The sequence below is a fragment of the Acinetobacter sp. C13 genome (genome assembly GCF_016809775.1).
GTDB classification, from domain to species: Bacteria; Pseudomonadota; Gammaproteobacteria; order Pseudomonadales; family Moraxellaceae; genus Acinetobacter; species Acinetobacter pittii.
This window is the reverse complement of sequence record NZ_JAFBJL010000002.1, coordinates 21,653-47,845: the sequence shown is the minus strand read 5'-3', so window position 1 is coordinate 47,845 and position 26,193 is coordinate 21,653. Positions and strand designations below refer to the sequence as shown.

The following is a 26,193-nucleotide window of genomic DNA, read 5'->3' as shown; positions in this document are numbered from 1 at the left end:
TGGATTGATTAGCCTTCCAACACAGCTAAAATGTCTGACTCTTTCATGATTAAGAGTTCTTCACCACTTACTTTCACTGTTGTACCTGCATAAGTACCAAACAATACTTTGTCACCAACTTTAACATCCAAAGCACGTACGCCATTCTCAGTGATTTGACCATTACCTACTGCAATTACTTCACCTTGAGATGGTTTTTCAGCAGCAGAACCTGGAAGTAAAATACCGCCAGCAGTTTTGGTTTCTTCTTCTACACGACGAATTACAACGCGATCATGTAATGGACGAATGTTGCTCATAATTAACTCCATCAGACTAAGTCTTTTTGATTAATCGTTATTGCTTTAATCCAGAGCAATAACAAAATATTTAGATGTCACTTTTGTGGGGATGAAAAAAAAGGCTTCAAGGGGAAAATGAAAAAAAACTTATCTTTTTTGGTCATTTTTTAACAGGTTGTGAAGAGTTTTTCTTAAATTTAAAGCACAAAATAAAAGAGGCTATTTTCATAGCCTCTTTTATAAAGATAAATTTCAATGTTAAACAAAGAGTTGCTGATTATTTAACAATTCATCTAATGTTGTATTTACTTGATTTAAAGTTATCAATGACACACTACTAAACATTGCACCTTCACCATCTCGGTCAAGACTAATAGTCGTGTTTCCAGCATCTTGCTCTACAGTAATAAATTTCGCTAATGTGCTAACATCTTTAGAATAGTCAATTAATAGTTCACTTAAATCAATTTTGTCAGCTTGCAGATCAGTTCTTACATCACCTAGGGTAAAATCTAACACCGTGTCATGTCCATTTCCGCCAGTTGCATCTTGGCTATTTAGCAATTGGAACAGAATAGTATCTGTACCTTCATTGGTGATATAGGTATCGTTACCTTCACGCCCATTCAAAACGTTATTACCAGAGTTACCTGTTAAAAGATTATCTAAAGTATTACCTGTTGCATTTAGATGAGCAGAACCAACCAGCTCCAAATCTTCAACATAACGCCCGCTTTCTAGACCTGTCGACCAATCAGAATATCCAACCAGACTATAACTCACAGAGCTAACTATTTTATCGTGTCCACCAAAATCCGTATCTTTAAGTTCAGACCCAACTATTTGTGTTTCTGAATAACCACTTTGAATCCACACGTTTTCGTAATGGCTCGTATCTACCCAAGTCTCTTCATTATGACCATCAAACACATATTGTTGCTCATAATAACCCTGTTCAATCCATTGAGATTCATAGTGCCCATCTTGAACGAGTTGTTGTTCAAGATGCCCAACCTCTACAGTATTAGGACCCGATAGTTCATATCCTGCCTGCCACTGATTTAAATTATAATCATAGTAGGTATTCACATATTGATTATACGAACCATCATCTGAATAGTAATTTATGCCATTTGAGTCCATGTAAACATCTATTACGCCATCAACGACCCATGTATCTTGGTAATAGCTTGTATCAATCCAAATATCTTGGGAATAGCTTGTGTCAATCCAAACATTCTCAAAATGGCTTGTATCTACCCATATGTTATCAGTATAACCAGAAGCTACCCATTGCTCCTCATAATGACTTGTATCTATCCAGACATCTTGAAATACATTAACAGTAGCAACGCCATACTCTTGAACAAAATCACTTATATGATCAACTACATACGTATTATCCGTAGCATCACCTTTAAACTGATCAACAGTGATTGTAGTTAAATCATTAATTGCTTTACTGATAGTTTCACTACGATTTCCAGCACGATCAATAACGGTAAGGTCAAATGACGTTGCAGTCCCATACACATAAGTAGAGAAAGTTCCATCTGCCATGACCGTAGTACTCGTTACAGAAGGTTCTTGATCAGCAAAATAATAAGTGACTTCAACAGTAGCATTACTTTCGGCATGCCCTACCAGCCAATTACCCCATTCATTTATGGCAAGCTGGGTGACCACTTTCGGTGCTGTTGTATCATTTATAGCAACAACCGTTGTACCTATACTCACATTTTGATTGGCATCAACTATTTTTACCGTCAATGTTTCGCCATGCCAATATTGTGACCATAATTGAGTTAAGAAACTACCTTCACTTCCGACAGTAGTCTGACCAACTAAATTATTATTAGCATCAAAAATATTAACTGTTGAATATGCTTCCGCTTGTCCTGAAAGTACATTTCCATCTGCTAAAACAAGCTGAGTTGCTGCATTTGGCGCGACGATGTCTATGGGTGCGGTAATTTCGGTGTAAGCGCTTTGATAGCCATTTTGCTCCACAACAATGCGTAAAGTTTGCCCATTCGCCTGAGGTGAGTATAACTGGATATTAAAATGCCCTGTTTCATCTACAGAACCACCACCAATATAATTACTATACACATCATAAATACGCACCTCACTATTGAGCGAAGCAGTTCCCTCAATAAAAAAACCATTTTCAGATACCACAATATGCTCTGCTGATGGCGGTGCATTAGTATCTGCATTAAAAGTAATATTAAATGGCTTACTTATATTTTTGGCTAAATCTATCGCAGTGATGAATAACTGCTCTCCACGTAATATAGGTGGATAAATACTAGCGTTAAAATATCCAGTCTCATCCGTTTGAAATTCTGCTCGTAAATCTCCATCCGCATCCATTACCTGAATGATTGCTTTTGAATCAGTTTGTCCGGTAATACCATAACCGTCATTACTAATCACCACATCATTAATTACTGGAGCAATATTGTCTAAAGGCGCAATAATTTCAGAGATTAGGCTGTATTGATTCGTATTCTGGTCATAAACTCGAACTTGTAATGTCTGTCCCTGTAGATAGTAATCAATTAACTGAATAGCAAAACTACCATCTTCATTCACAACATTATTCCACCCTCCATTAATGATCTGACTATCAGTAGATGTAACAACAATCGACATTCCTGCTGTTGCCTTTCCTGTTAGAATATGACCATCTACATCCAGTTTTAGCTCTGTTGCAGTAATTGGTGAGTTGGTAAATACTGGTACTAATTCATGAGCAACTTCGCTTCGGTTGCCAGCAATATCTTTGACAACAATACTCAAGTTTTGTGTCTGGTATTGACTCAGATTAATCCATTGATTAAATGTGCCATCGTACCAAACATAAGTTGTTGCGATAACTGCACCATATTGATCAATAATTTCAATCGTTGCATTTGGCTCAGCCTCACCAAAAAGCAATCCGTCTGAGGTTAATGTAATATTTGAAGCAGCTGATGGTGCAACATCATCAATTAAAGCATTATGTTTAACCTCAATACTTCGGTTACTTGCTTGATCAATTACAACAAATATAAGCTCTTCTCCATGTAAATAGACTTGATTAAAATAACCTGACACGTTACCAGTACTATCTACATAACCATAGCCTACAACCTCACCCGTAGCATTTTTGACTTCAATCCGAGTATTTACTTCTGCTTGCGCAGTAAAGTTTTGACCGTTTGAGTCGAGCACAATATTTTCAATCGGATTTGGCGAGATATCATCAATCAAAGCATTCTGCTTGACCTCTGTACTGCGGTTACCTGCTCGGTCAACTACAACAAAAGTAAGCTCTTCTCCATGTAAATAGACTTGATTAAAAGAACCTGACACATTACCAATACTATCTACATAACCAGAACCTACGACCTCACCCGCAGTATTTTTAACTTCGATTCGGCTATCGGCTTCTGCTTGCGCTGTAAAGTTTTGACCATTTTCATTTAAGACGATGTTTTCAATCGGATTTGGTGCAATATCATCAGTTAAAGCATTTTGCTTAAATTCAATACTTTGATTACCTGCTTTATCTATAACGATAAAAGTGAGTTCCTCACCTTTTAAATAAACCTGATTGAAGTGACCTGACACATTACCAGTACTATCGACATAACCATAGCCAACAAACTCACCCGCAGCATTTTTGACACTAATAAAACTATTTGCTTCTGCTTGTGCTGTAAAATTTTGCCCATTTTCATTAAAGATGATGTTTTCAATCGGCTTTGGTGCAATGGTATCCATCAAAGCATTTAACTTCATTTCATCACTACGGTTACCTACTCGGTCTATAACAACGAACGTTAATTCTTCTCCATGTAAATACACTTGATAGAAGTAACCCGTCACATTACCAGTGCTATCGGTAGAACCCCAACCTATCTGACTACCAAATGAGTCAAAAATTTCAATCTGACTATTTGCTTCTGCTTGTGCCGTAAAACTTTGGCCATTCGCATCAAGTACAATATTTTTAATCGGATTTGGCACAATATCATCAAATGGAGCCTTAACTGAAACAGCTTCACTCACATTTCCAGCTCGGTCTTTAACAATGACTGTAAACTCTTCACCATGTAAATTGTAAGTACCGAAAGAAAAAGTGAATGTACCATCAGCATTTACGCTATGACTCCACGTATTCATCTGCTGACCATTTTGATCAAAAATCTGGATGAAGGTATTTGGTTCAGCTACACCAGAAAGGGATGAACCATCTTCACTAAAGACCAGATTACTTGCAGCTACAGGAGCAATATCATCAAGCGGTGCTTTTACAGTAGCCCCGTCACTCAAATTACCAGCCTGATCAACTACAACTACTTTAAATACTTCTCCATGCATGTAGTTACTATTTAAATAGAGGTTAAATGTTCCATCCCAATTAACATTATTATTCCAAAGATTTAATAATTGACCATTCTGATCAAATATTTGAATCGTAGAATTGGGCTCAGCCATACCAGTTAGATATGAACCATCTTCGCTAAATACTAAATTAGTCGCATTTTCTGGTGCCGTATTATCAAGAAAGGCTGTTTGTTTTACTTCAACGCTACGATTACCAGCTTGATCAATCACAACAAAAGCGAGCTCCTCACCTTTTAAATAAACTTGATTCAAGTAACCCGAGACATTACCAGCACCATCCACATAACCAAAACCTACAACCTCACCTGCAGCATTTTTAACTTCAACTTTGCTATTTGCTTCTGCTTGCGCTGTAAAGTTTTGACCATTTTCATTAAAGATAATGTTTTCAATCACATTCGGAGCAATATCATCAATCAAGGCATTCTGCTTGACCTCTGTACCGCGGTTCCCCGCTTTGTCAACTACAACAAAAGTGAGTTCCTCTCCATGTAAATAGACTTGATATAAGTAACCTGAAACATTCCCCATGCTATCGGTTGAACCAGATCCTATGACCTCACCAGCAGCATTTTTGACTTCAATTTGAGTGTTTGCTTCTGCCTGAGCTGTAAAGTTCTGTCCGTTCGCATCAAGTACAATATTTTCAATTGAATTTGGTGCAATATCATCAGTTAAAGCGTTTTGCTTGATCTCTGCACTACGGTTACCCGCTCGGTCAACGACAACAAAAGTGAGTTCTTCTCCATGTAAATAGACTTGATTAAAATAACCTGACACGTTACCAGCGCCATCCACATAACCTGAACCAACAATCTCACCAACAGCATTTTTAACTTCAATTTGAGTATTTGCTTCTGCTTGCGCTGTAAAGTTTTGACCATTGATATCTAATATAATATTTTCAATCGGATTTGGCGCAGTATCATCAATCAAGGCATTCTGCTTGACCTCTGTACTGCGGTTACCCGCTCGGTCAACGACAACAAAAGTAAGCTCTTCGCCATGTAAATGCACTTGATACAAATATCCTGAAACATTACCTGCGCTATCTGCTGATCCATAACCTACGACGTCACCGTTATTATTTTTGATTTCAATTTGGCTATTTGCTTCTGCCTGAGCTGTAAAGTTCTGACCATTGAGATCTAATACAATATTTTCAATCGGTTTTGGTGCGACATCATCATTCAAAGCACTCTGCGTGACCTCTGCACTACGGTTACCTGCTCGATCGATTACGACAAAAGTAAGTTCCTCACCGTGTAAGTAAACTTGTTGAAAATAACCAGATACATTACCTGAGCTATCGGTGTAACCAAAACCAATCTTATTTCCATCCTGATCGAATACATCAATAGAGCTTCCAGCTTCTGCCTGAGCTGTAAAACTTTGGCCATCTTCGTTGAAGATGATATTTTCAATCGGATTTGGTGCAATGGTATCAATTAAAGCATTTTGCTTAAATTCGATACTGCGGTTACCTGCTCGATCTATAACAACAAAAGTGAGTTCCTCACCGTGTAAATAAGTTTGATTGAAAGAACCAGAAGCATTACCAGCACTATCTGTAGAGCCCCAACCCGTCTGATTACCTAATGAATCAAAAACTTCGATCTGACTATTTGCTTCTGCTTGCGCTGTAAAGTTTTGACCGTTTGCATCAAGTAAAATATTTTTAATTGGATCTGGTGCAATATCATCAAGTGGAGCATTTATTGAAACAGCTTCACTCACATTTCCGGCTTGGTCTTTAACTGTGACCGTGAATGCTTCTCCATGTAAATTGTTGCTACCTAAGTAAATAGTAAATGTACCGTCAGAGTTAATGGTGTTATTCCATATATTCACTAGCTGACCATTATGATCAAAAACCTGAATCGTAGTATTCAGTTCTGCTACACCCGTAAGATATGAACCATCTTCTGAGAAAACCAAATTGCTGGCTGGTGTAGGAGCAACCGTATCAGCGGTAATTACAGTATCGGTGCTTACTTGCCCACGAGCATCCTTAATTGATAAGAAAAACTGCTCACCATCAACAAGAGGGCGGTCAAGCTGGAGTTTAAAATAACTTGATCCACTCCAACCGTTATCTTCACCGACTTTAATTTCAGCTACGACTTCACCTTTGGCATCTTTAACAATAAGAGTACTATTATTTTCAGCTTGTCCACTTATCACTCCATCCGAAGTAAAGCTATCTACATGAGGGGCAAAAGCATAATTAGGCGCCTGTATCTGCGCTGCTAAACTTACATTTCCATTCACATCGGTAGCCGTGACATAAACCGTCTCAGCATTAGTTAAAAACATACCTAGTTCTATCGAAAAACTTCCACTCTCATCGGTCCAGTTATTCCAGAACCATTTATTAAGAATGTTTCCTTGCCCATCTTTAACTAAAATTTCAGAGAAAGGTTCTGCATGGCCATAAACTAAATCACCAGCATCATTGAAATTTAAATCTGTTGGAACAGGTGGAGGAGTCAGATCTACAATGATATTCTGCTCAGGACTCATCAACCCTTTATTATCAATAATTTGAACGGAAATTTGCTCTCCATCAATTAAAGGTCGGTTTACACTCAAGCTAAAATGACTAAATTCATTCCAACTATTGTCATCACCTAATGTAACCTTTCCTAATTCATTACCGTCAGCATCACACACGATTACTGTACTATTATCTTCAGCAAACCCAGAAATTAAGCCTTCTTGTGTAATACGTTCAACATGTGGAATATAAGCAAAGTTTGGAACCTCGATTAGGGTTTCACTCGTATTTTGATTTTTATCTACTACTTGTACAGTAACCGTTTCACCTTCTTTTAAAAATTGGAACACTTGTAAACTTGCAAAGCCTTGCTCATCGGTAAAACCTGTAGCAATTAAATTGCCCTCTCCAGAAAATGCACGAATAAAACTGTTCGGCTCATTAACATGTACTGATAAAATTTCACCACTGATATCAAATTGTGGAGTTTCTAAAAATACTGCGGGCGTATAGTCTGCGGTAATATATTGTGGATGGCCTGAAATATTATCTTTATCTGTAGAGATAATAATTTGAGTACCTTCCTCTAAAGGTTGGTTGAGGGTCAAAGTAAATGGTCTGACCTCACCTAATGCCATTACATTAAAAGGCGTAATACCAGAGCCCTCAAATGCAATAGAGTTAAACTCTTGTAAAATATTTCCATTCTGATCTTTTACAATAAAATGACTACCTTCAGTCGCATAACCAGTGATCACACCTTCTGGACTAATTCTTGTAATACTAATAGCAGGAACTTCAGTTACTAGGCCAATTGACGAATTTTCGCTGCTGTAGCCATTATAAGTGGCGACAGCATAAACTTCTTGATTAGTACTAATAGAAAGGTCTTGTAAAGTAAATTTACCTTCGTCATTAGTTGTGGTACTTGCAAGCCAATCACCACTTTTATTGTAAATATCAACTTTACTTCCTTTATATGCGCTACCTGAAATGATAGCTCCATCTATATTATTGAAAGTTAGTGAATCTAGAGTTGGCGAATTCGGAGTATGATCTACATTATAATTTTGGGTCTGTTTAATAATGGCTGTATTGCCAGCTTGATCAGTAAGACTAATATCAATTGATATATTGGTTTGCGATTCTTCTGACCACAGAAACTCTGCTGGAATTTCGCTAACCCATTCTTGGGTAACTTCATCAAAATGAAAGTTATAAACAACATTGTTTAATGTCGTATTTACTGATGTCAGTGAGCTATTTAAATCTGTTGGTAGATTATCTACGTCCAGTCTTATAGAAATAACTTGATCTTTTTCAGCTAGGCTTATTGTATTGTCTTTAGTAATCGTCTTTACAGTTACTGTAGTTGATTCAATATTTAAAGAATTATCTATAATTAATTTTTCCACACCAGTTTCTGATGTGTTTCCTGCAAGATCTGTCACTATAGCTTTATAGAGGTAACTTCCATCAGCTAAATTTTTTTGATCAGCTGTTGTCTCCTGCCAAGTTTTTCCTTCATCGGTAGAGACTTCATAGTGGTCTAATAAAGCAGCTTGCTCTCCGATTACAATCGGTTGAGCTAGCTTCAAAGTAAAATTATTATCTTGCGTAATTTGATCGGTTGCTGAAACACCTGTATCAGTCAAATCAGATAAAGTTAGTTCACCTGCTTGTGGTGCGGTAGTATCTACAACGACTTTTTGTATAGCGGTTTCTGATGTATTGCCTGCAATATCTGTAACTATAGCTTTATATTGGTAAACACCGTCGGTTAAATCTTTTTGAGCTACTGTTGTTTCCTGCCATGTCTTTCCTTCATCTTTCGATATCCAGTAAGTAATTTGGCTATTTACTTCTTGTCCGTTAATCTTTAAATCAAAAGTTTTATCTTGTGTAATTTGATCAGTTGCCGAAACACCTGTATCACTTAAATCAGATAAACTCAGTTCACCTGCTTGCGGCGCTGTGGTATCCACAACGACTTTTTGCATAGCGGTTTCTGATGCATTTCCCGCTCGGTCCGTTACTACAGCTTTGTAGAGATAAACACCATCGGTTAAATCTTTTTGAGCTACTGTTGTTTCCTGCCAAGTCTTTCCTTCATCTTTAGATATCCAGTAAGTGATTTGGCTATTTACTTCTTGTCCGCTAATCTTTAAATCAAAAGTTTTATCTTGCGTAATTTGATCAGTTGCTGAAATGCCCGTATCTGTCAAAGCAGCTAAAGTCAGTTCACCTGCTTGCGGCGCTGTTGTATCCACAACGACTTTTTGCACACTGGTTTCAGATATGTTGCCTGCAACGTCGGTTACTACAGCTTTAAATTGATAAATACCATCAGCCAAATCTTTTTGAGTAACAGTTGTTTCCTGCCAAGTTTTACCATCATCGATAGAAACTAAATACGTTACTTGGCTGCCACTTTCTTGTCCTTCAAGCTTTAAATTGAAGTTTTTATCTTGCGTAATCTGATCGGTTGCCGAAATACCCGTATCAGCCAAAGCAGATAAAGTCAGTTCGCCTGCTTGCGGTGCTGTTGTATCGACAACAACTTTTTGTATAGCAGTTTCCGATGCATTTCCCGCTCGGTCCGTTACTACAGCTTTGTAGAGATAAACACCATCGGTTAAATCTTTTTGAGCGACCGTTGTCTCTTGCCAAGTTTTTCCTTCATCGGTAGAGACCAAATATGTTACTCGGCTTCCACTTTCCTGTCCTTCAAGCTTTAAATTAAAGTTTTTATCTTGAGTAATCTGGTCGGTTGTCGCCCCCCCAGAATCTAAAAAATTATTGAAATTCAAAGTACCTGGCTCAGGAGGCGTCGTATCTTTAGAATCGTTCCGAGACAATAAAGCAATTGTTCCGGCTCCTGCTAAAGCGCTGACTGCCCACGACCAGAGGGGTACAGAAGATGAACTATCAATAAGCTTTGGCGTATCTTTTAATTCTAAATAATTAACAGTGGTCTGTCCGCTAGCATCTTCTCCCAGATTAGCAGCCCAATAATTCTGCCCTTCATTTAAAAGAATTTGCGGGTTTTCGCTAATAAAATAGTTTTCTAAAACAATTTCAGTTCCATCTTTTAGATGAACAATTGCACTGTTTCCTTCTCTTGTTATTGAAGAAATTTTTTCTGGATTTATATCGATTTTTGCGACTTCTTTAGGATTTACTACAATATTTTTTGTCTGGCCTACATTAATATCAACTGTATTATTTTTTGAAGCATTATTTGCCATTAATGATACTTGTACCATTTTTCCACCATGAAATTTTAAATATTATTAAGTTATTCTAAAATATTAAGATAAATAGATACTCATTTTAATTAAATATTATTAACTATCATAAAACACTAAACCCTTATTGTAGCTACTTTAAATCGCGGCTTTTTATATAGTTAAAAATTTTTTATGTATCCATTAATATTATTTTTAAAATGATAAAACATTTAGAATGTTTTCCTATTCCCCATATATAGAATTTAAAGCTTAGGCATTGTAATGGATAAAATTTTATCAATCTACTCTTAAGTTAAATGTCTTATAGAATTTTTATAAATTAAATTAATTGAAAAATCTTTAAATCGTAATTAAACCAATAATGATTAATTTTTCCTTCATTTGAAATGACATTAAAACTATTCGGAACATGATAATGCAAACGGCTAGAAGTCGCTGTTCCTGCATGAATATCATAAATAGGATGATCTATCTTTAACTGATAAATTTGCGTTAAATCATATACAGCGGTTTTATGTAAATGCCCATGTAACATTCCAAATAGTCCCGTTGTACTCCATTTTTCGAGTGCCATTTTTCCTAATACAGGACAATCTTTAATACCATGTGCATCATCAGGTGGAGTATAAAAAGGTTGATGGAAAACAACTAATTTGATTTTATCCGCTGGCGCTTGCTGTAATCGCTCATATGTAGTTTGAATTTGCTCAATCGAAATATGTCCACGAGTATGATAACGACGACGAATACTATTCACCCCAACAATATAAAAATGTTCAGTTTCTAAAGTTGGTTCAAGCTGACCAAAAAAATATTGGTAGCGAGTAAATGGTGAGAAAAAACGGTTCCAGACATGGTACAACGGAATATCGTGATTACCAGGCACAACAAGATAAGGAATATTAAGGCTATCTAAAAACTGACGGCATTTATAAAACTGTTGATATCGGGCACGTTGAGTAATATCACCACTCACCACAATGACTTCAGGCCTATGTTGAGTGCAAAAAAGTCGGATTGCATCTAAACATGCCTCAACTTCTGTTCCAAAATGCAGATCAGACAGATGTAACAACATTTGGCACCATAATATTTAAAGCATTCTTTTCTACAGAGAAATTTAAAGGTGCTTTCATCTCTAATATTTCACCATCTAAAGCTACTGTAAGTTTTGATCTTTTTGCACAATCTACGACCACATGATCTGCACAAAAACTATAAACATCTTGTGTCTCTTCTACTTTACCTTGAATCCACTGCCACAACATGTTTAATAAACTAAGCCTATCACTTTTCGTAATGACTACTCCAGCGACCCGACCTTGTGCTGCACATTCGGCAATTCTTAATTTCATATCACACAACTGCAACTGGTTATTACCAAAGAAAATTAGAGGGGTTTTGACTGGATATTTCTTCCCATCAACTGTGACGGAAAGTTTCATGGATTTATTTTCTCTTAATAAAACATCCAGAGCTGAGGTATAGGCATGTAAAGGTAAGCGTCCTAAATATTTATTATAAAGCTCACGTTTCTTTATAAATAATGGATAAAGTCCTAGACTCGCATTATTTAAATAAACATGGTCATTAATTGTCGCAATATGTACAGAGCGTGGTGTACCTGTAGCGATAACTTCAGCAGCTTCTAACAAATCTAAGGGAATATCTAAAACTTTAGCGACATAATTAAAAGTTCCCAAAGGTAAAATTCCCATAGGGATATGAGTATGTCTAAGCTTTGACGCTACTGCATTTAAGGTTCCATCCCCGCCCGCTGCAACAACAACACCTAAGTTTGCATTTTGGCTATGCCGATGAATCACTTGACTCATTAAATTATCAAAGGAAACATCTTCTGCTAATTCAAAAACTTGTATCTCGAAACCAAATTCGGTGAATACAGTCATTAGTTGTTCATACATATCTTCATGTTTTGACGCATGAAAACCGGATTTTTGGTTATAGACGATAGAAAGAGGTTTTAAAGTCCGCATTTTTATTATCTTAGAGGGATTCATCACAAATATTGTATATAAAAACGCCTAATAAAAGTCTCTTTATGTAAATTTCGAATGAACATCATCTGTATAATCAATAATAATTCTCAAGAAAAAAAATAAGAATCAAGCTATTGATTTTTAAAGAAATAAATAATATAAATAACACACATACAACATAAAAATATTGAGAATAAGATATTGCAAAAAACTACAAGTTAATGATTTAAATAAGAAAAATTCAAAAAAGTAAAATATCTATTTCTTAGTCTTTAGTCTTATTTTTTTTATGATTTTGTGCTTTAATACAGCCACTTTTTTATTTGATCTTTCATTGTACCTCTCAATGAATGACTTGTACGTTGTACATATTTTGAATAGGCCTCACCATGACCACAGTGAACGCACCAGAATTCGTTCGTCATCCTAAGCTTATCGCATGGGTTGAAGAAATTGCAAACTTAACCAAACCAGCAAAAATCGAATGGTGTGACGGAAGCGAAGAAGAGTATCAACGTCTAATCGACTTGATGATCGCTAACGGCACCATGCAGAAATTAAACCAAGAAAAACATCCTGGTTCTTATCTTGCAAATTCTGACCCATCTGACGTTGCACGTGTTGAAGACCGTACTTACATCTGCTCTCAAAATAAAGAAGATGCTGGTGCGACAAACAACTGGGAAAACCCAGCTGTTATGCGTGAAAAATTAAATGGTTTATTTGAAGGCTCAATGGAAGGCCGTACAATGTACGTTGTTCCTTTCTCAATGGGTCCTTTAGGTAGCCATATTGCTCATATCGGTATTGAGTTAACTGACTCTCCTTACGTTGCTGTTAGCATGCGTAAAATGGCACGTATGGGTAAAGCAGTTTATGACGTATTAGGTACAGACGGCGAGTTTGTTCCTTGTGTACATACAGTAGGTGCTCCACTTGCTGAAGGTCAACAAGATGTTGCTTGGCCATGTAACCCTGAAAAATATATCGTTCATTACCCAGAAACTCGTGAAATCTGGTCTTTCGGTTCTGGTTACGGCGGTAACGCATTACTTGGCAAAAAATGTTTAGCTCTTCGTATCGCTTCTGTCATGGGACGCGAACAAGGTTGGTTAGCTGAACACATGCTTATTCTTGGTGTGACTAACCCTCAAGGTGAAAAACACTACATCGCTGCAGCATTCCCGTCTGCATGTGGTAAAACAAACTTTGCAATGTTAATTCCACCAGCAGGTTATGAAGGTTGGAAAATCGAAACTGTAGGTGACGATATTGCTTGGATCAAACCAGGTGAAGATGGTCGTTTATATGCGATTAACCCTGAAGCTGGTTTCTTCGGTGTAGCTCCTGGTACAAACACCAAGACTAACCCGAACTGTATGGCAACTCTTCATAAAGATGTTATCTATACAAACGTAGCGGTAACTGAAGATGGTCAAGTATGGTGGGAAGGTCTTTCTAAAGAAGTTCCAACAAACTTAACTAACTGGAAAGGTCAACCTCACGTAAATGGTGAAAAAGCAGCGCATCCAAATGCTCGCTTCACTGTTGCAGCTGGTCAATGCCCTTCTATCGATGCTGACTGGGAAAATCCAGCAGGCGTTCCAATTTCTGCATTTATCTTCGGCGGTCGCCGCGCAGATACAGTTCCTTTAGTTTCTGAAGCTTTCGACTGGGTTGACGGTGTATATAAAGCGGCAACTATGGGTTCTGAAACTACTGCTGCTGCTGTTGGTCAACAAGGTATCGTTCGTCGTGACCCATTCGCGATGCTTCCATTTGCTGGCTATAACATGGCTGACTACTTTGATCACTGGTTAAGCCTTGGTCAACAAGTAAGCACAAAAGCTGAAGCAGCTGGTAATAAATTACCAAAAATCTTCAATGTAAACTGGTTCCGTCGTGATGCTGAAGGCAACTTCGTATGGCCTGGTTTCGGTCAAAACATGCGTGTTCTTGAGTGGATCATTGATCGTTGTGAAGGTCGTGCAAACGCTGTTGAAACACCAATTGGTCTTGTTCCAACATATGACGACTTGAACTGGGAAGGTACTGAATTCTCTAAAGAAGAATTTGACCTAATCACAGCTCAAGATAAAGATCAGTGGATTACTGAAATTGAAAGCCACACTGATTTATTTAATAAACTCGGTGATCGCTTACCGAAAGCATTAAAAGAACGTCAAGCGGCTTTACTTGAAGCTGTAAAAACTGGCTTCTAATTGCTATATATAAAAAAGGTCGCTATATGCGACCTTTTTTATTATGCAGCATCATCTTTTTGTCGACGCTCAGATAAATAAGCTTCTAATACTTTTACTTGTTTTTCATCAAATGCCAGACCTAGTTTTGTTCTACGCCACAATATATCCTCAGCAGTAGTTGCCCATTCATATTCACATAAGTATTTGACTTCGCATTCAAATAAATCATGTCCAAAATTCTGGCCTAATTGCTCTATTGCATTTCTCTCTTGGAGCATATTCCAGACTCTTGTGCCGTATGCATGCGCCCAACGGTTAGCAAGTGATTCAGACACTCCACTTACACGTGAATAAATCTGATGCGTTAAATCATCTAATGTTGTCCAGTTTTCAGCGCCAGGTAATGGCTCATCTGCAGTCCACTCCTCTGCCATATTACTAAAAAACGGGGATAGATCTTCTAAAGCAGCCTCTGCCAGTTTCCGATAAGTCGTGATCTTGCCGCCAAATATAGATAACAAAGGTGCTTTTTTATGTTCAGCCTGTAATGCCAAGGTATAGTCACGTGTAATCGCTGAAGGATTATCAGATTCATCATCACATAAAGCACGTACACCCGAGTACTGGCTTACAATATCAGCTCGAGTTAACTGCTTTTTAAAATGTGAATTGGTCACTGTTAAGAGGTAATCAATTTCTACCTCTGTGATCTCTACCTTTTGTGGATCACCTATATATTCCTGATCTGTCGTACCAATCAGTGTATATTTTTCTAAATATGGAATTGCAAACACGATGCGTCGATCTTCGTTTTGCATAATGAAGGCTTTATGGCAGTCATATAATTTTGGCACAACAATATGACTTCCTTGGATCAATCGGATTTGATAAGGCGATTCTAAATTTAGGTTTTCTCTAATAATTTCTTCAACCCAAGGACCAGCTGCATTCACCAAAGCTCTTGCACGTACCTGATAAAACTCTGCTCCGCTTTGTAACTCCAGATGCCACAGCTCTTGTTCCCTATAAGCTTTAATACAACGCGTACGTGTTACGACTTTGGCACCTTTCTCTTTGGCCTGTAATGCATTTAACACTACAAGACGTGCATCATCTACAGTACAGTCAGAATATTCAAAGCCACGTGTGATAGCTGGTTTTAAAGGACTATCTTCTTTGAAGTAAATAAGATTTGATCCTAATAGTTTTTCTCGTTTTCCCAAATGATCATAAAAAAACAAGCCCGCCCGAATTAACCATGCAGGGCGTAAATGTGGTCGATGAGGCATAATAAAGCGCATGGGTTTAATAATATGTGGAGCTTTAGCCAACAACACTTCACGCTCTGCTAAGGCTTCTCTAACCAATCTAAATTCTTTATGCTCTAAATAGCGTAGACCACCATGAATTAATTTACTGCTAGCAGATGAGGTGTGACTAGCTAAATCATCTTTTTCACATAAAAATACCGATAGTCCACGGCCTGCAGCATCATTAGCAATACCAACACCATTAATACCGCCACCGATCACGGCAATGTCATATATTTTTAAATAATCATTAGGGTGTATTTTCATTTCTCATTTTCTTTTTATTGTTGATCTTATAAAAATTAAAACATCAAATGGAAGAAACAACAATCAAAAAAGTAGAATAATCAATTTTAAATAACCAAGTATTTAACCCTTAATTGATCATCCTACTATCGAATTCAACCAGTTAAAGAACGAATTAATCCTCAGCCCAACTTTGACTACGCTTAACTGCCTTGAGCCAACCTTTATAAATAATTTCTGATTGTTCAGAAGACATTTTTGGCTCAAATACCTTTTCTATGGCGGATTTATTTCTTAACTCATGTAGATCTTGCCAGAAACCCGTCGCCAGTCCAGCAAGAAAAGCTGCCCCCAAAGCTGTGGTTTCTTTCATTATTGGACGTTCTACTGGTGTCGCTAAAATATCGGCTTGAAATTGCATCAAGAAATTATTTTCCGTCACTCCCCCATCAACACGGAGTGTACGGAGCTTTTCTTCTGCATCTTGCTGCATTGCATCCAAAACATCTCGGGTTTGAAAAGCAATAGACTCTAAAGTTGCACGAATAATATGTTCAATACTGGCTCCACGTGTGAGACCAAAAATTGCTCCTCGCGCAGTTGGATCCCAATACGGTGCGCCCAACCCTGTAAAAGCAGGTACAACATATACACCGTTACTGTCTTTCACACGTGTTGCATAAAGCTCAGAGTCTTTAGCATTCTTAATGACCTTTAATTCATCGCGTAACCACTGAACGCAAGAACCACCATTGAACACGGCACCCTCTAAGGCATAGTTCACCTCACCACTCGCACCACATGCAATAGTAGTTAGTAATCCATGTTCTGAACGTACAATCTTCTTACCTGTGTTCATTAATAGAAAACAGCCTGTGCCATAGGTATTTTTTGCCTGACCAGATTCAACACACATTTGACCAAACAGTGCGGCTTGTTGATCACCTGCGATTCCTGCGATGGGGATACCAACTTCTTGCCCACTAATGGTATGTGTATATCCATAAACCTCAGATGAGCTACGCACTTCGGGTAACATTGCTCGAGGAATATCTAAAGCTTGTAAAAGTTTTTCATCCCATTCAAGCTTTTCAATATCAAAAAGCATGGTTCGCGAAGCATTGGTAAAATCAGTGACATGGACTGCGCCATTGGTTAGTTTCCAGATTAACCAAGTGTCCACCGTACCGAACAATAATTCACCTCGCTCAGCACGTTCACGACTTCCTTCAACATGGTCTAATATCCATTTAATTTTTGTGGCCGAAAAATACGGATCAATCACCAAACCCGTTGTTTTACTTATGTATTCTTGCAATCCTGCTTTATGTAGTTGATTGCATATCTCAGTCGTTTGTCGACTTTGCCAAACAATCGCATTGTAAATCGGCTTGCCCGTTTTTTTATCCCAAACAACTGTGGTTTCCCGCTGATTGGTAATCCCAATTGCTGCAACTTGTTCACTCTTAATGCCTGCTTGAGCTAATGCTTCTACCCAAACAGCACTTTGCGTAGCCCAAATTTCCATAGGGTCATGCTCAACCCAGCCAGGCTGAGGATAAATCTGAGTAAATTCTTTTTGAGCAATACTTACAACGTTAGCATCATGGTCTAAAACAATTGCTCTTGAGCTTGTTGTTCCCTGATCAAAAGCAACAATATATTTTTTCGGGCAATTTGACATCTGAATGTCCCTTTCATTATTCACACACATCTAGTCCACAATGCCAAGACATCATGCCTAACTATATTTACTTAAAATTTTCTTTGGAATATATCATTATTTTTAAGGGGTATAGGTTTTCTTCGCCCAAACTCTACTCATTCTTTATCAATTTTTACTACTTGGAAAAAAATAATATGCCAAAGATCCCAACAATATTATAAACGTGAGCTGATCGGCTAATTTGAAATCACATAAATATTCAACTTATTCCTTTGCTTAAATAATAAACATTGTTTTACAGACATAAAAAAAATAAAGTGAAATACTCCTCTAGAAAATATGTAAAAACGGAATAAATCTTCTCTCTTTTAGCATTCAACCCAAGCGAAACATGGAGCGACTCATGGTTGATCAACCTTCTACCGCAACAACTCCACATTCTAATTTAGATACAAAAACTCGTCTAAAATCAATTTTGGGCGGTTCTGCCGGTAACCTTGTCGAATGGTACGACTGGTATGTATATGCAGCATTCACGCTCTATTTTGCTCATGCTTTTTTTCCAAAAGGTAGCCAGACGGCTCAACTCCTTCAAGCGGCCGCAATTTTTGCTGTAGGCTTTTTAATGCGCCCGATCGGTGCATGGATTATGGGAATCTATTCCGACCGTAAAGGACGCAAGGCGGGTCTTACGCTTTCAGTCACTTTAATGTGTATAGGTTCGCTGCTTATTGCCGTGACGCCAAGTTATGAAAGTATTGGTGTATTTGCCCCTCTTCTTTTAGTTGTCGCCCGTTTAATTCAAGGCTTAAGTGTAGGCGGTGAATATGGTGCTAGTGCTACCTATTTAAGTGAAATGGCTGAAAGAAATCGACGTGGTTTTTTCTCTAGCTTCCAATATGTAACATTGATTGCTGGTCAGCTCACAGCCCTATGTGTTCTATTAATATTACAAATGGTATTAACTGAAGAACAACTACATGATTGGGGATGGCGTATCCCATTCTTTATAGGTGCTTTACTCGCGATTGTAGTTTTCCGCATTCGACGTGGCCTATTAGAAACTCAATCTTTTAAAAATGCTCAGGCAGAAACAGACCAACCAAAATCAGGCATGTTTGCTTTATTTAAACATTATCCGAAAGAAGCGTTCACAGTATTGTTTTTAACCGCTGGCGGGACTTTAGCTTTTTATACTTACACGACTTATCTGCAAAAATATTTGGTCAACACATCTGGATTCACCAAACCTGAAGCCACTCAAATTACAACTTTAGCGCTATTTATTTTTATGTGTCTACAGCCTGTAGCGGGTGCTTTATCGGATCGCATTGGTCGAAAACCCCTTATGATTTTCTTCGGAATAACAGGTGTTTTATTCACATACGTTCTATTCGATGCACTCGCAAATACACATAACTACTGGACAGCTTTCTGGTTATGTTTTGGGGGTCTCGTAATGGTGACTGGTTACACTTCAATTAATGCCGTAGTTAAAGCTGAGCTCTTCCCTGCACACATTCGCGCTTTAGGAGTTGCATTACCTTACGCGATTGCCAATACGTTATTTGGCGGAACAGCAGAGTTCTTTGCTTTAAGTTTTAAAGAAGCTGGGCATGAATCTTGGTACTTTATTTATGTAAGTATCATGATCTTCATTTCTCTCATTATTTATATTTTTATGAAAGATACCAAGCATCATTCAAAAATCAAAGAACATTAATACTTTACTAATAAGGGCTAATATCGTTCGCCGATGTTAGCTCAAATCATGAGATTAAGCCCCAACAACCTTTGTATTTTATGAGATACTAGCTATAAGAAAATAAGGACGATACTGATGAATAGAAGTATTTTATGCTTGGCATTAAGTAGTATGTTTGTTTTAACTGCTTGTCAGACTACCCCTCGACAATATAATGGTTCAACTGGATACCAGATTGAAAACCAAACAAAAACTTCGGCGACTTTAGCTTACACTTTAGCGGGTCGTAATAACCAGCAACTCGATGAACGTAAATTACAACGCGCTTGTCAGAATGTGCTAGGTGCTCAGAAAGTTTATAAATTATCAATTTTGAGTATCAATGAAATTCCTAATCCAGCGAAAGATGAGCATTATGGAATTCAACTCGGCGAAACTCGTGCTTCTTTTGGCTTATCAAATACACCTAGCTTAAATAATGGTGAAGACTATGCGACTCGCCAAGCGCTTGAAGCACGTCCAAGCACACTAAAAGTTGTTCGTTATACTTGTTCATAAAATAAAAAAAAGACGCTGTTCTTTTACAGCGTCTTATAAAAACTTACATTTCTAAACTCTTTAGCTTCATCTAGATCTGGCCATGTAGAAGCACTTCTTTCTTCAATTTTTTCATATTTGGGATGACTAAAGTTTTTAACACGGCTATCAGCCACCCAGACTTCTGGCGCAAACTTTAAAAATTCATCTAAGAAAAAGCGGTTACATTGATCGTATAAAACATCAGCTGCCAATAAAATATCAACATGCTCAGCCTTATATAAATCATCTAAATATTCTAGCTCAACATTATTAAGTAAAGCGTTTTCACGGCAAGCAGCAAGACTAACTTGATCAATATCACAACAAATTACTCTTTTAGCACCAGCCATTTTAGCTGCAATTGCGACTACACCAGAACCAGCTCCGAAATCCAAAACAACTTTATCTTTAACATGTTGCGGCTCTGCAAGTAACCACTGTGCCATTGCTAAACCAGATGCCCAACAAAAAATCCAATACGGCGTATCATTCCAAATACGGCGAATAACTTCATCATCCAATCGATCAGTTGGAAAAACTGGTGGAATCAACCATAAAGAAATAGGCGTTTCAGGCAACTGTTGTACCATCAACTCACAATTGGGAATAACTTCATTTAGTGCTTGCAGTAAATGTTCAGGGGCTTTAGACAGTTGAAAGGTGCAGCTCATAAATAAGCTCAACAATTTATAATTACTATTTGATCATCTACATCGCGAGCAAGACTAAAACAGCGGCTTATAACATGATAGCGTTTAGTTACTAAAAAATACGTTAGTTCAATTCCAATGTATTAATTACAGCAACCGTTTTGGTCTTGCGTAGCTTCGCTACTCATCCCGAAAGAAAAGTAACATACGAGCTCCTAACATTTGCGTTAAACGGTAGGACGCCGTCGTGAATAAATTAAATTAACCTAAAGCTTTTTCAGCAGCTTCTACAGTTTGACGGATCAAAGTTGTAATGGTCATTGGACCAACACCACCTGGTACTGGTGTGTAAGCAGAAGCAATTTCTTCAATACCTTGTAGTTGAATATCGCCTACGCCACCGCCATCACGAGGATGGAAACCAGCATCTACAACTACTGCACCTTGTTTAATCCAATCTTTTTGGATAAGTTCAGCTTTACCAACTGCACCCACAATAATGTCAGCCTGCTTCACAAGCTCAGGTAAGTTTTGTGTGCGTGAATGGCAAATCGTTACTGTTGCATTCGCTTGCAAAAGCATCATTGCCATTGGTTTACCTAAAATTGCAGAACGACCAACTACAACCGCATGTTTACCAGCAATTTCGATATTATTTTCTTTTAAAATGGTCATGATGCCCGCAGGAGTTGCTGAACCATATGCAGCTTCACCCATAGCCATACGGCCAAAACCAAGACAGGTTACACCATCAACATCTTTAGCTAATGAGATTGCATCAAAACATGTGCGCTCATCAATTTGCTCTGGAACTGGATGTTGTAAAAGAATGCCATGTACATCTGGGTTAGCATTAAGTTTTTCAATTTCAGCTAATAATTGTTCTGTTGTCGTTTCTTGTGGCAATTCAATTTTTAAAGAGTCCATGCCTACTCGACGGCAAGCATTTCCTTTCATGCGTACATAAGTTGCAGATGCGCCATCATCCCCAACTAAAATAGTCGCCAAAATTGGGGTACGACCTGTTTTAGCTTTTAAAGCTTCAACACGTACTGACAAATTTTCTTCAATTTGCTTTGCTAATGCGCGACCGTCTAAAACCAATGCCACAGCACATCTCCAAGGTAGACATGAATTTAATGTGCCAATAATACATGATTATTTGGACAAATTTATTCTAGATGTTGCTTTTATGTTCATCTTATCTCAAAACAGTATTGTTTTTTTTGTAAAGGTTGCTAATATGTGCATCACCAAATGTAGGCGGGGTGGCAGAGTGGTCATGCAGCGGACTGCAACTCCGTGGACGCCGGTTCGATTCCGACCTCCGCCTCCAAATTTGGTAAAGCCCGGGTGGTGAAATAGGTAGACACAGGGGATTTAAAATCCCCCGCCCACAAAGCGTGCCGGTTCGAGTCCGGCCCCGGGCACCATTTTCTAGTACAGAAATTGGTGTCATAAAGAATCCAGCGAAAGCTGGTTTTTTTATGTCTAAAAAAAGGATGCTTATTAGCATCCTTTCTCGCCCCATATATTTAAGCAGTTTTTTGCTTGTCTTTTTCAGGTGTTAAACTCGCATCCAACACCAATTGATAGCTTCGACTAGAATCTACTTTATATTCTGGATTTTTAATTGAATCTACAAAAATCCAATCCGACTGCGCCTGCTTATCATCAAGTGTAACCATCAAATAACCACGCTGATTTAAATTACAATATGCCAATTCATCGATAAGCGTAGTAAAGGCAAATTCAAACTGTTGTAGCTGAGCTAGTGGAATACTTAAATATTTTTCAAGACCCGGGGAAGAAACCGAACTTGTCGCCAGTTCAACACCAACATATTCGCCCTTTTGGCTATATAAGTAAGATGTCCACGCATTATGAGTATCACCCGCCAAAACAATAATTTTCTTATTAAACTCTGCCAATTTGCCATACAAAAACTCTCGCTCAGCATAGTAACCATCCCAAGCATCGAGGTTATAGGGAACTAAAGTTGTGACTCGCGCTTTTTCTTGAACGGTTAAAGTTGGATCACCTTGCTCTAATCGTAATTTTAATGTGACTAATTCTGTAATTTGCGCATTCATTTTAGCTAACGTATCCGGCGAAGTTCCACCTGAAGTAATTTGCCCCAACGATGCCAACAACTCAGCTGGAATCCACATTTTACTCATTAAGACTTGCTGACCAATCACATTCCATTTTGCTGTAGATTGCTTTAATTTATCGACCAGCCAATCCCTTTGCGTATATCCCATTAAAGTACGCTTTGGATCTGTTAAATCAGCCTGAAACTTTTGAGCATCTAAACCTGAAGCTGTAATGTAATCTTTATATTCAAGCTGTTTATCTCGCGCAATAATACGTGTATCTAACATGGTTAATTGAACCAGCGAACCGAAGTTAAACTGACGATAAATATTTAAATGATCGGTACTAGAAACTGGGCGAATCGGCATCCATTCAAAATAAGCTTGTAGAGCAGCTAATTTACGCTCCAAGAAAGGACCCTCATTACTTTGATGATTCTCTGCACCTTCGCGCCAAGTATCATTCGCTAACTCATGGTCATCCCAAACTACAATAAAAGGATGACGCTGATGAACCGCCTGCAAGTCTTTATCTTGACGATAAAGCGCATAACGTTTGCGATAATCATCTAATTTAATAATTTCTTTATTATTATCGGACGGTAAAGTACGACCCAGCTTTGCGGCATCTTCTGTCGCATAGCCATCAGCCCCATATTCATAAATATAATCGCCCAAATGAATGACTACATCCACATTCTGTTTTGCCATTTCACGATAAACGTAAAAATAACCCGCAGGATAATTAGAACAAGAACATACTGCGAAGCTGACCTTATTGGTAGTTACAGGTAATGTTTTTGTTTGCCCTACTGGCGAGACTTTGCTACCAAATCGAAAGCGATAATAATAAGTCATACCCGCTTGTAGACCTGTTGCATCCACCTTCACGGTAAAATCGTCAGTTTTAGTCGTTTGAACCGTACCAGTCTTTAAATTCTGCTTGAACTGATCATCCGCAGCAATTTCCCAAGTAACTCTAAGACGCGCATTAAGGTCTACTGGTGTTAACCGCGTCCATAAAATTACTTTATCTTGCAATGGGTCGCCGCTCGCAACTCCATGTAAAAAATCTGCTTGTGTTTCTAAACCCTCCTCATCGGAACCATCATTACACCCCGTAAAAGCTACAGGCAAAGATAGCGCCCCAAAACCGAACAGACTTTTTTGAATTAATTCTCGGCGTGAAATTTTCTCTGACATAAAATTACCTAAGTTTTAAGCAATGAGTGTCTTAAATTTAGGTAGATAAGATGAACAACTGATCTCAGTTTAATGAACAAATCATGACACAAATTGGTTAATTTATATAAATACCAACAAGAACTGATTGAAAATAAAGCAAACTCTCTGATTTTCTCTTGCCAATCGCGCACTTGTCCTCTATTATTGCGCACATGCCCGGGTGGTGAAATAGGTAGACACAGGGGATTTAAAATCCCCCGCCCACAAAGCGTGCCGGTTCGAGTCCGGCCCCGGGCACCATTTTCAAATATTGAATTTGGTGCTACAAAGAATCCAGCGTATGCTGGTTTTTTTATGCCTAATCAAAATGAATTTTATGATAAGAATATTATTACTCGTTTGCACTACCCTTTTTATAACAAAGGTTTACGCCACTGATCTTTTCTCTGGCACCCTTTCTTTCAAAGACAACCATTGGTATTTTTCACGTTGCTCTATCACCAAAGATGATTATTTAGTTAAAGCACCCGAACAGATAATAGATAAATTTAAAACGCTGGAACAAAAACGAGAAACTTATTGGGTCAGTTTGTTAGCGGACGTAGATTATCAAGAGATATGGTGTTTTAATTTTAAAAGTTAAAGAAATAGACGAAATACATTTAAAGGCATCTTGCCACTTATTAGATGTATTTGAAGATATTGAAAATCGAGAGTAATCACCACTCTCGATTCATCACCAGCTCTTCCATTTCAAGGTCTAAATATCCAGCTTCCTGTGCTACCATCATCATTGCTTCAGCAATATAGTCAGCAGCACTATCATCTAACGAAGAATCTAGATCTTCGAACTGAGGTTTCATTTCATTGATTTCAATTACAGTTTGATGAGCATATCGATAAATATCCTGCTCAGCTAAAGCAGGCTTCTGAACTTTTTTAGCAAATTGTTCAATGAGCTGCTTGAGTTCAGCGACCAAAATATCTGGATAATATTCATCATCAAACATCGGGAGAAGTAAGTCTTCGAACATACAAAAGTTTACACAACAGCAAAAACTTGCCGCTTATAACATATTTTCAAAAGAATAACGATATTTTTCCCTGACTCAATCATCTAGCTCATTAAATTAATGAGCTATGACCTGATTTTATAGAGCCTACTTTGCTAAGCTTGTATCATCGCCTTCCAAACTAGAATTGCATCAGTCATTGCTTTCACGTCATGTGCTCTGACAATGGATGCTCCTTGCTGAATACTAAGTAAATGCCCCGCAACGCTTCCTACCGCACGCTGATCTGCAGTTACACCTTTTAATGCTTCACCAATAAAACGTTTACGAGAAAGGCCAGATAAAATTGGATAACCCATTTCACCGAGCTTCCAAAATTCTTTGAGTAGTCTTAAATTTTGCTGCGCATTTTTTGCAAAACCAAACCCAGGATCAATAATAATATTATGTTTTTTCACACCTGCATTTAAAGCTTCTTTCACGCGCTGCTGAAGCTCTGCTATAACATCTAAGGTTACATCTGTATATTGGTCCAACTGATTCATTGTAGTAGGCTCACCACGCATATGCATGATCACTACAGGTATATCCAGATCTGCTGCCGTTTTTAGAGCATTGGGACGAGTAAGCGCACGTACATCATTCCAAATATGTGCTCCTGCTTCTTTCGCTGCACGAATAACATCAGGCTGACTCGTATCAATTGATAGAACAATATTATGTTTAGCTAAAGCTTCAACTACGGGCACAACTCTTCGTATTTCTTCTTCTATGCTTACTTCAGATGCCCCTGGACGGGTAGACTCTCCACCAATATCAATAATGGTAGCACCTTGCTCTATCATGGCTAGCGCATGAGCAATCGCTTGATCTATTTGATTATGCTTTCCACCATCACTAAAAGAATCTGGTGTGACATTTAATATACCCATAACGTGAGGCTGTGATAGATCTAACTGAAGCTGTCCACACTGTAAAATTTGTTGAGGCAAAGGCATTAGTTGCATAAAAAGCTCCAGTTTAAAATCAGGCTGTATTTTAGCAATTATCATCTATGTATGGTGTTGATTTGTTTTCAGCTTTTAACAAAATCAAACCCATAAAAAAAGCCA

14 protein-coding genes and 3 tRNA genes are annotated in these 26,193 nt (G+C 38.0%); 6 read left to right on the top strand and 11 right to left on the bottom strand.

The window, feature by feature from the left end:
* Nucleotides 1–8 precede the first annotated feature (8 nt).
* The 4 genes from groES to JGE69_RS05475 all read right to left on the bottom strand — a co-directional run bounded on the left by groES (nt 9) and on the right by JGE69_RS05475 (nt 12,424).
* Nucleotides 9–299 (bottom strand): co-chaperone GroES, encoded by a 291-nt coding sequence (gene groES / locus JGE69_RS05490; RefSeq protein ID WP_002120604.1) that lies wholly within the window; start codon nt 297–299, stop codon nt 9–11.
* A 240-nt stretch (nt 300–539) separates the two neighbouring features.
* Nucleotides 540–10,442, bottom strand: a complete 9,903-nt coding sequence (gene blp1 / locus JGE69_RS05485) for a biofilm-associated Ig-like repeat protein Blp1 (protein ID WP_199113173.1) — start codon at nt 10,440–10,442, stop codon at nt 540–542.
* A 304-nt stretch (nt 10,443–10,746) separates the two neighbouring features.
* Nucleotides 10,747–11,505 (bottom strand): metallophosphoesterase family protein, encoded by a 759-nt coding sequence (locus JGE69_RS05480; RefSeq protein ID WP_199113175.1) that lies wholly within the window; start codon nt 11,503–11,505, stop codon nt 10,747–10,749.
* Nucleotides 11,486–12,424, bottom strand: coding sequence for a diacylglycerol/lipid kinase family protein (locus tag JGE69_RS05475; RefSeq protein ID WP_078221303.1), 939 nt, complete (start codon nt 12,422–12,424; stop codon nt 11,486–11,488). The genes JGE69_RS05480 and JGE69_RS05475 overlap by 20 nt, the downstream gene beginning before the upstream one ends.
* Nucleotides 12,425–12,816: 392 nt before the next feature.
* Here JGE69_RS05475 and JGE69_RS05470 point away from each other — a divergent pair, with 392 nt between their 5' ends.
* Nucleotides 12,817–14,649, top strand: a complete 1,833-nt coding sequence (locus tag JGE69_RS05470) for a phosphoenolpyruvate carboxykinase (GTP) (RefSeq protein WP_002115528.1) — start codon at nt 12,817–12,819, stop codon at nt 14,647–14,649.
* A gap of 41 nt (nt 14,650–14,690) precedes the next feature.
* Here JGE69_RS05470 and glpD read toward each other — a convergent pair whose 3' ends face one another.
* Complete coding sequence (gene glpD / locus JGE69_RS05465) at nt 14,691–16,208, bottom strand: glycerol-3-phosphate dehydrogenase (RefSeq protein ID WP_199113177.1); 1,518 nt, start codon at nt 16,206–16,208, stop codon at nt 14,691–14,693.
* 154 nt (nt 16,209–16,362) lie between these two features.
* Nucleotides 16,363–17,871 carry a glycerol kinase GlpK gene (gene glpK, locus JGE69_RS05460; RefSeq protein WP_032007022.1) on the bottom strand — a complete coding sequence of 503 codons (1,509 nt, stop codon included), beginning with the start codon at nt 17,869–17,871 and terminating at the stop codon, nt 16,363–16,365.
* Between the two features lie 373 nt (nt 17,872–18,244).
* Between glpK and JGE69_RS05455 the strand changes: the two genes are divergently transcribed.
* Entirely contained in the window at nt 18,245–19,576 is a 1,332-nt protein-coding gene (locus JGE69_RS05455) for an MFS transporter (RefSeq protein ID WP_005803945.1), read from the top strand.
* A gap of 117 nt (nt 19,577–19,693) precedes the next feature.
* Nucleotides 19,694–20,116, top strand: a complete 423-nt coding sequence (locus JGE69_RS05450; RefSeq protein WP_002115580.1) for a hypothetical protein — start codon at nt 19,694–19,696, stop codon at nt 20,114–20,116.
* A gap of 23 nt (nt 20,117–20,139) precedes the next feature.
* On the opposite strand, the gene JGE69_RS05445 is transcribed toward JGE69_RS05450, so the two are convergent.
* A complete protein-coding gene (locus JGE69_RS05445) occupies nt 20,140–20,808 on the bottom strand; it encodes a class I SAM-dependent methyltransferase (RefSeq protein WP_199113178.1) in 669 nt (222 codons plus the stop codon).
* A gap of 240 nt (nt 20,809–21,048) precedes the next feature.
* On the bottom strand, nt 21,049–21,897 hold the full coding sequence (folD, locus tag JGE69_RS05440; RefSeq protein ID WP_170249240.1) for a bifunctional methylenetetrahydrofolate dehydrogenase/methenyltetrahydrofolate cyclohydrolase FolD: 849 nt from the start codon (nt 21,895–21,897) through the stop codon (nt 21,049–21,051).
* Between the two features lie 152 nt (nt 21,898–22,049).
* On the opposite strand from folD, the gene JGE69_RS05435 reads away from it, so the two are divergent.
* Together JGE69_RS05435 and JGE69_RS05430 are read left to right on the top strand one after the other, a co-directional pair.
* Nucleotides 22,050–22,123: transfer RNA gene (locus JGE69_RS05435), tRNA-Cys, on the top strand.
* Between the two features lie 11 nt (nt 22,124–22,134).
* A tRNA-Leu gene (locus JGE69_RS05430) sits at nt 22,135–22,220 on the top strand.
* A gap of 102 nt (nt 22,221–22,322) precedes the next feature.
* On the opposite strand, the gene JGE69_RS05425 is transcribed toward JGE69_RS05430, so the two are convergent.
* On the bottom strand, nt 22,323–24,086 hold the full coding sequence (locus JGE69_RS05425; protein ID WP_199113179.1) for an alkaline phosphatase D family protein: 1,764 nt from the start codon (nt 24,084–24,086) through the stop codon (nt 22,323–22,325).
* A gap of 196 nt (nt 24,087–24,282) precedes the next feature.
* Between JGE69_RS05425 and JGE69_RS05420 the strand changes: the two genes are divergently transcribed.
* A tRNA-Leu gene (locus JGE69_RS05420) sits at nt 24,283–24,368 on the top strand.
* A 419-nt stretch (nt 24,369–24,787) separates the two neighbouring features.
* On the opposite strand, the gene JGE69_RS05415 is transcribed toward JGE69_RS05420, so the two are convergent.
* Both JGE69_RS05415 and folP read right to left on the bottom strand, forming a co-directional pair.
* Nucleotides 24,788–25,102 (bottom strand): DUF5713 family protein, encoded by a 315-nt coding sequence (locus JGE69_RS05415; RefSeq protein WP_005067609.1) that lies wholly within the window; start codon nt 25,100–25,102, stop codon nt 24,788–24,790.
* Between the two features lie 134 nt (nt 25,103–25,236).
* Complete coding sequence (gene folP, locus JGE69_RS05410; protein ID WP_199113180.1) at nt 25,237–26,088, bottom strand: dihydropteroate synthase; 852 nt, start codon at nt 26,086–26,088, stop codon at nt 25,237–25,239.
* Between the last annotated feature and the right edge of the window lie 105 nt (nt 26,089–26,193).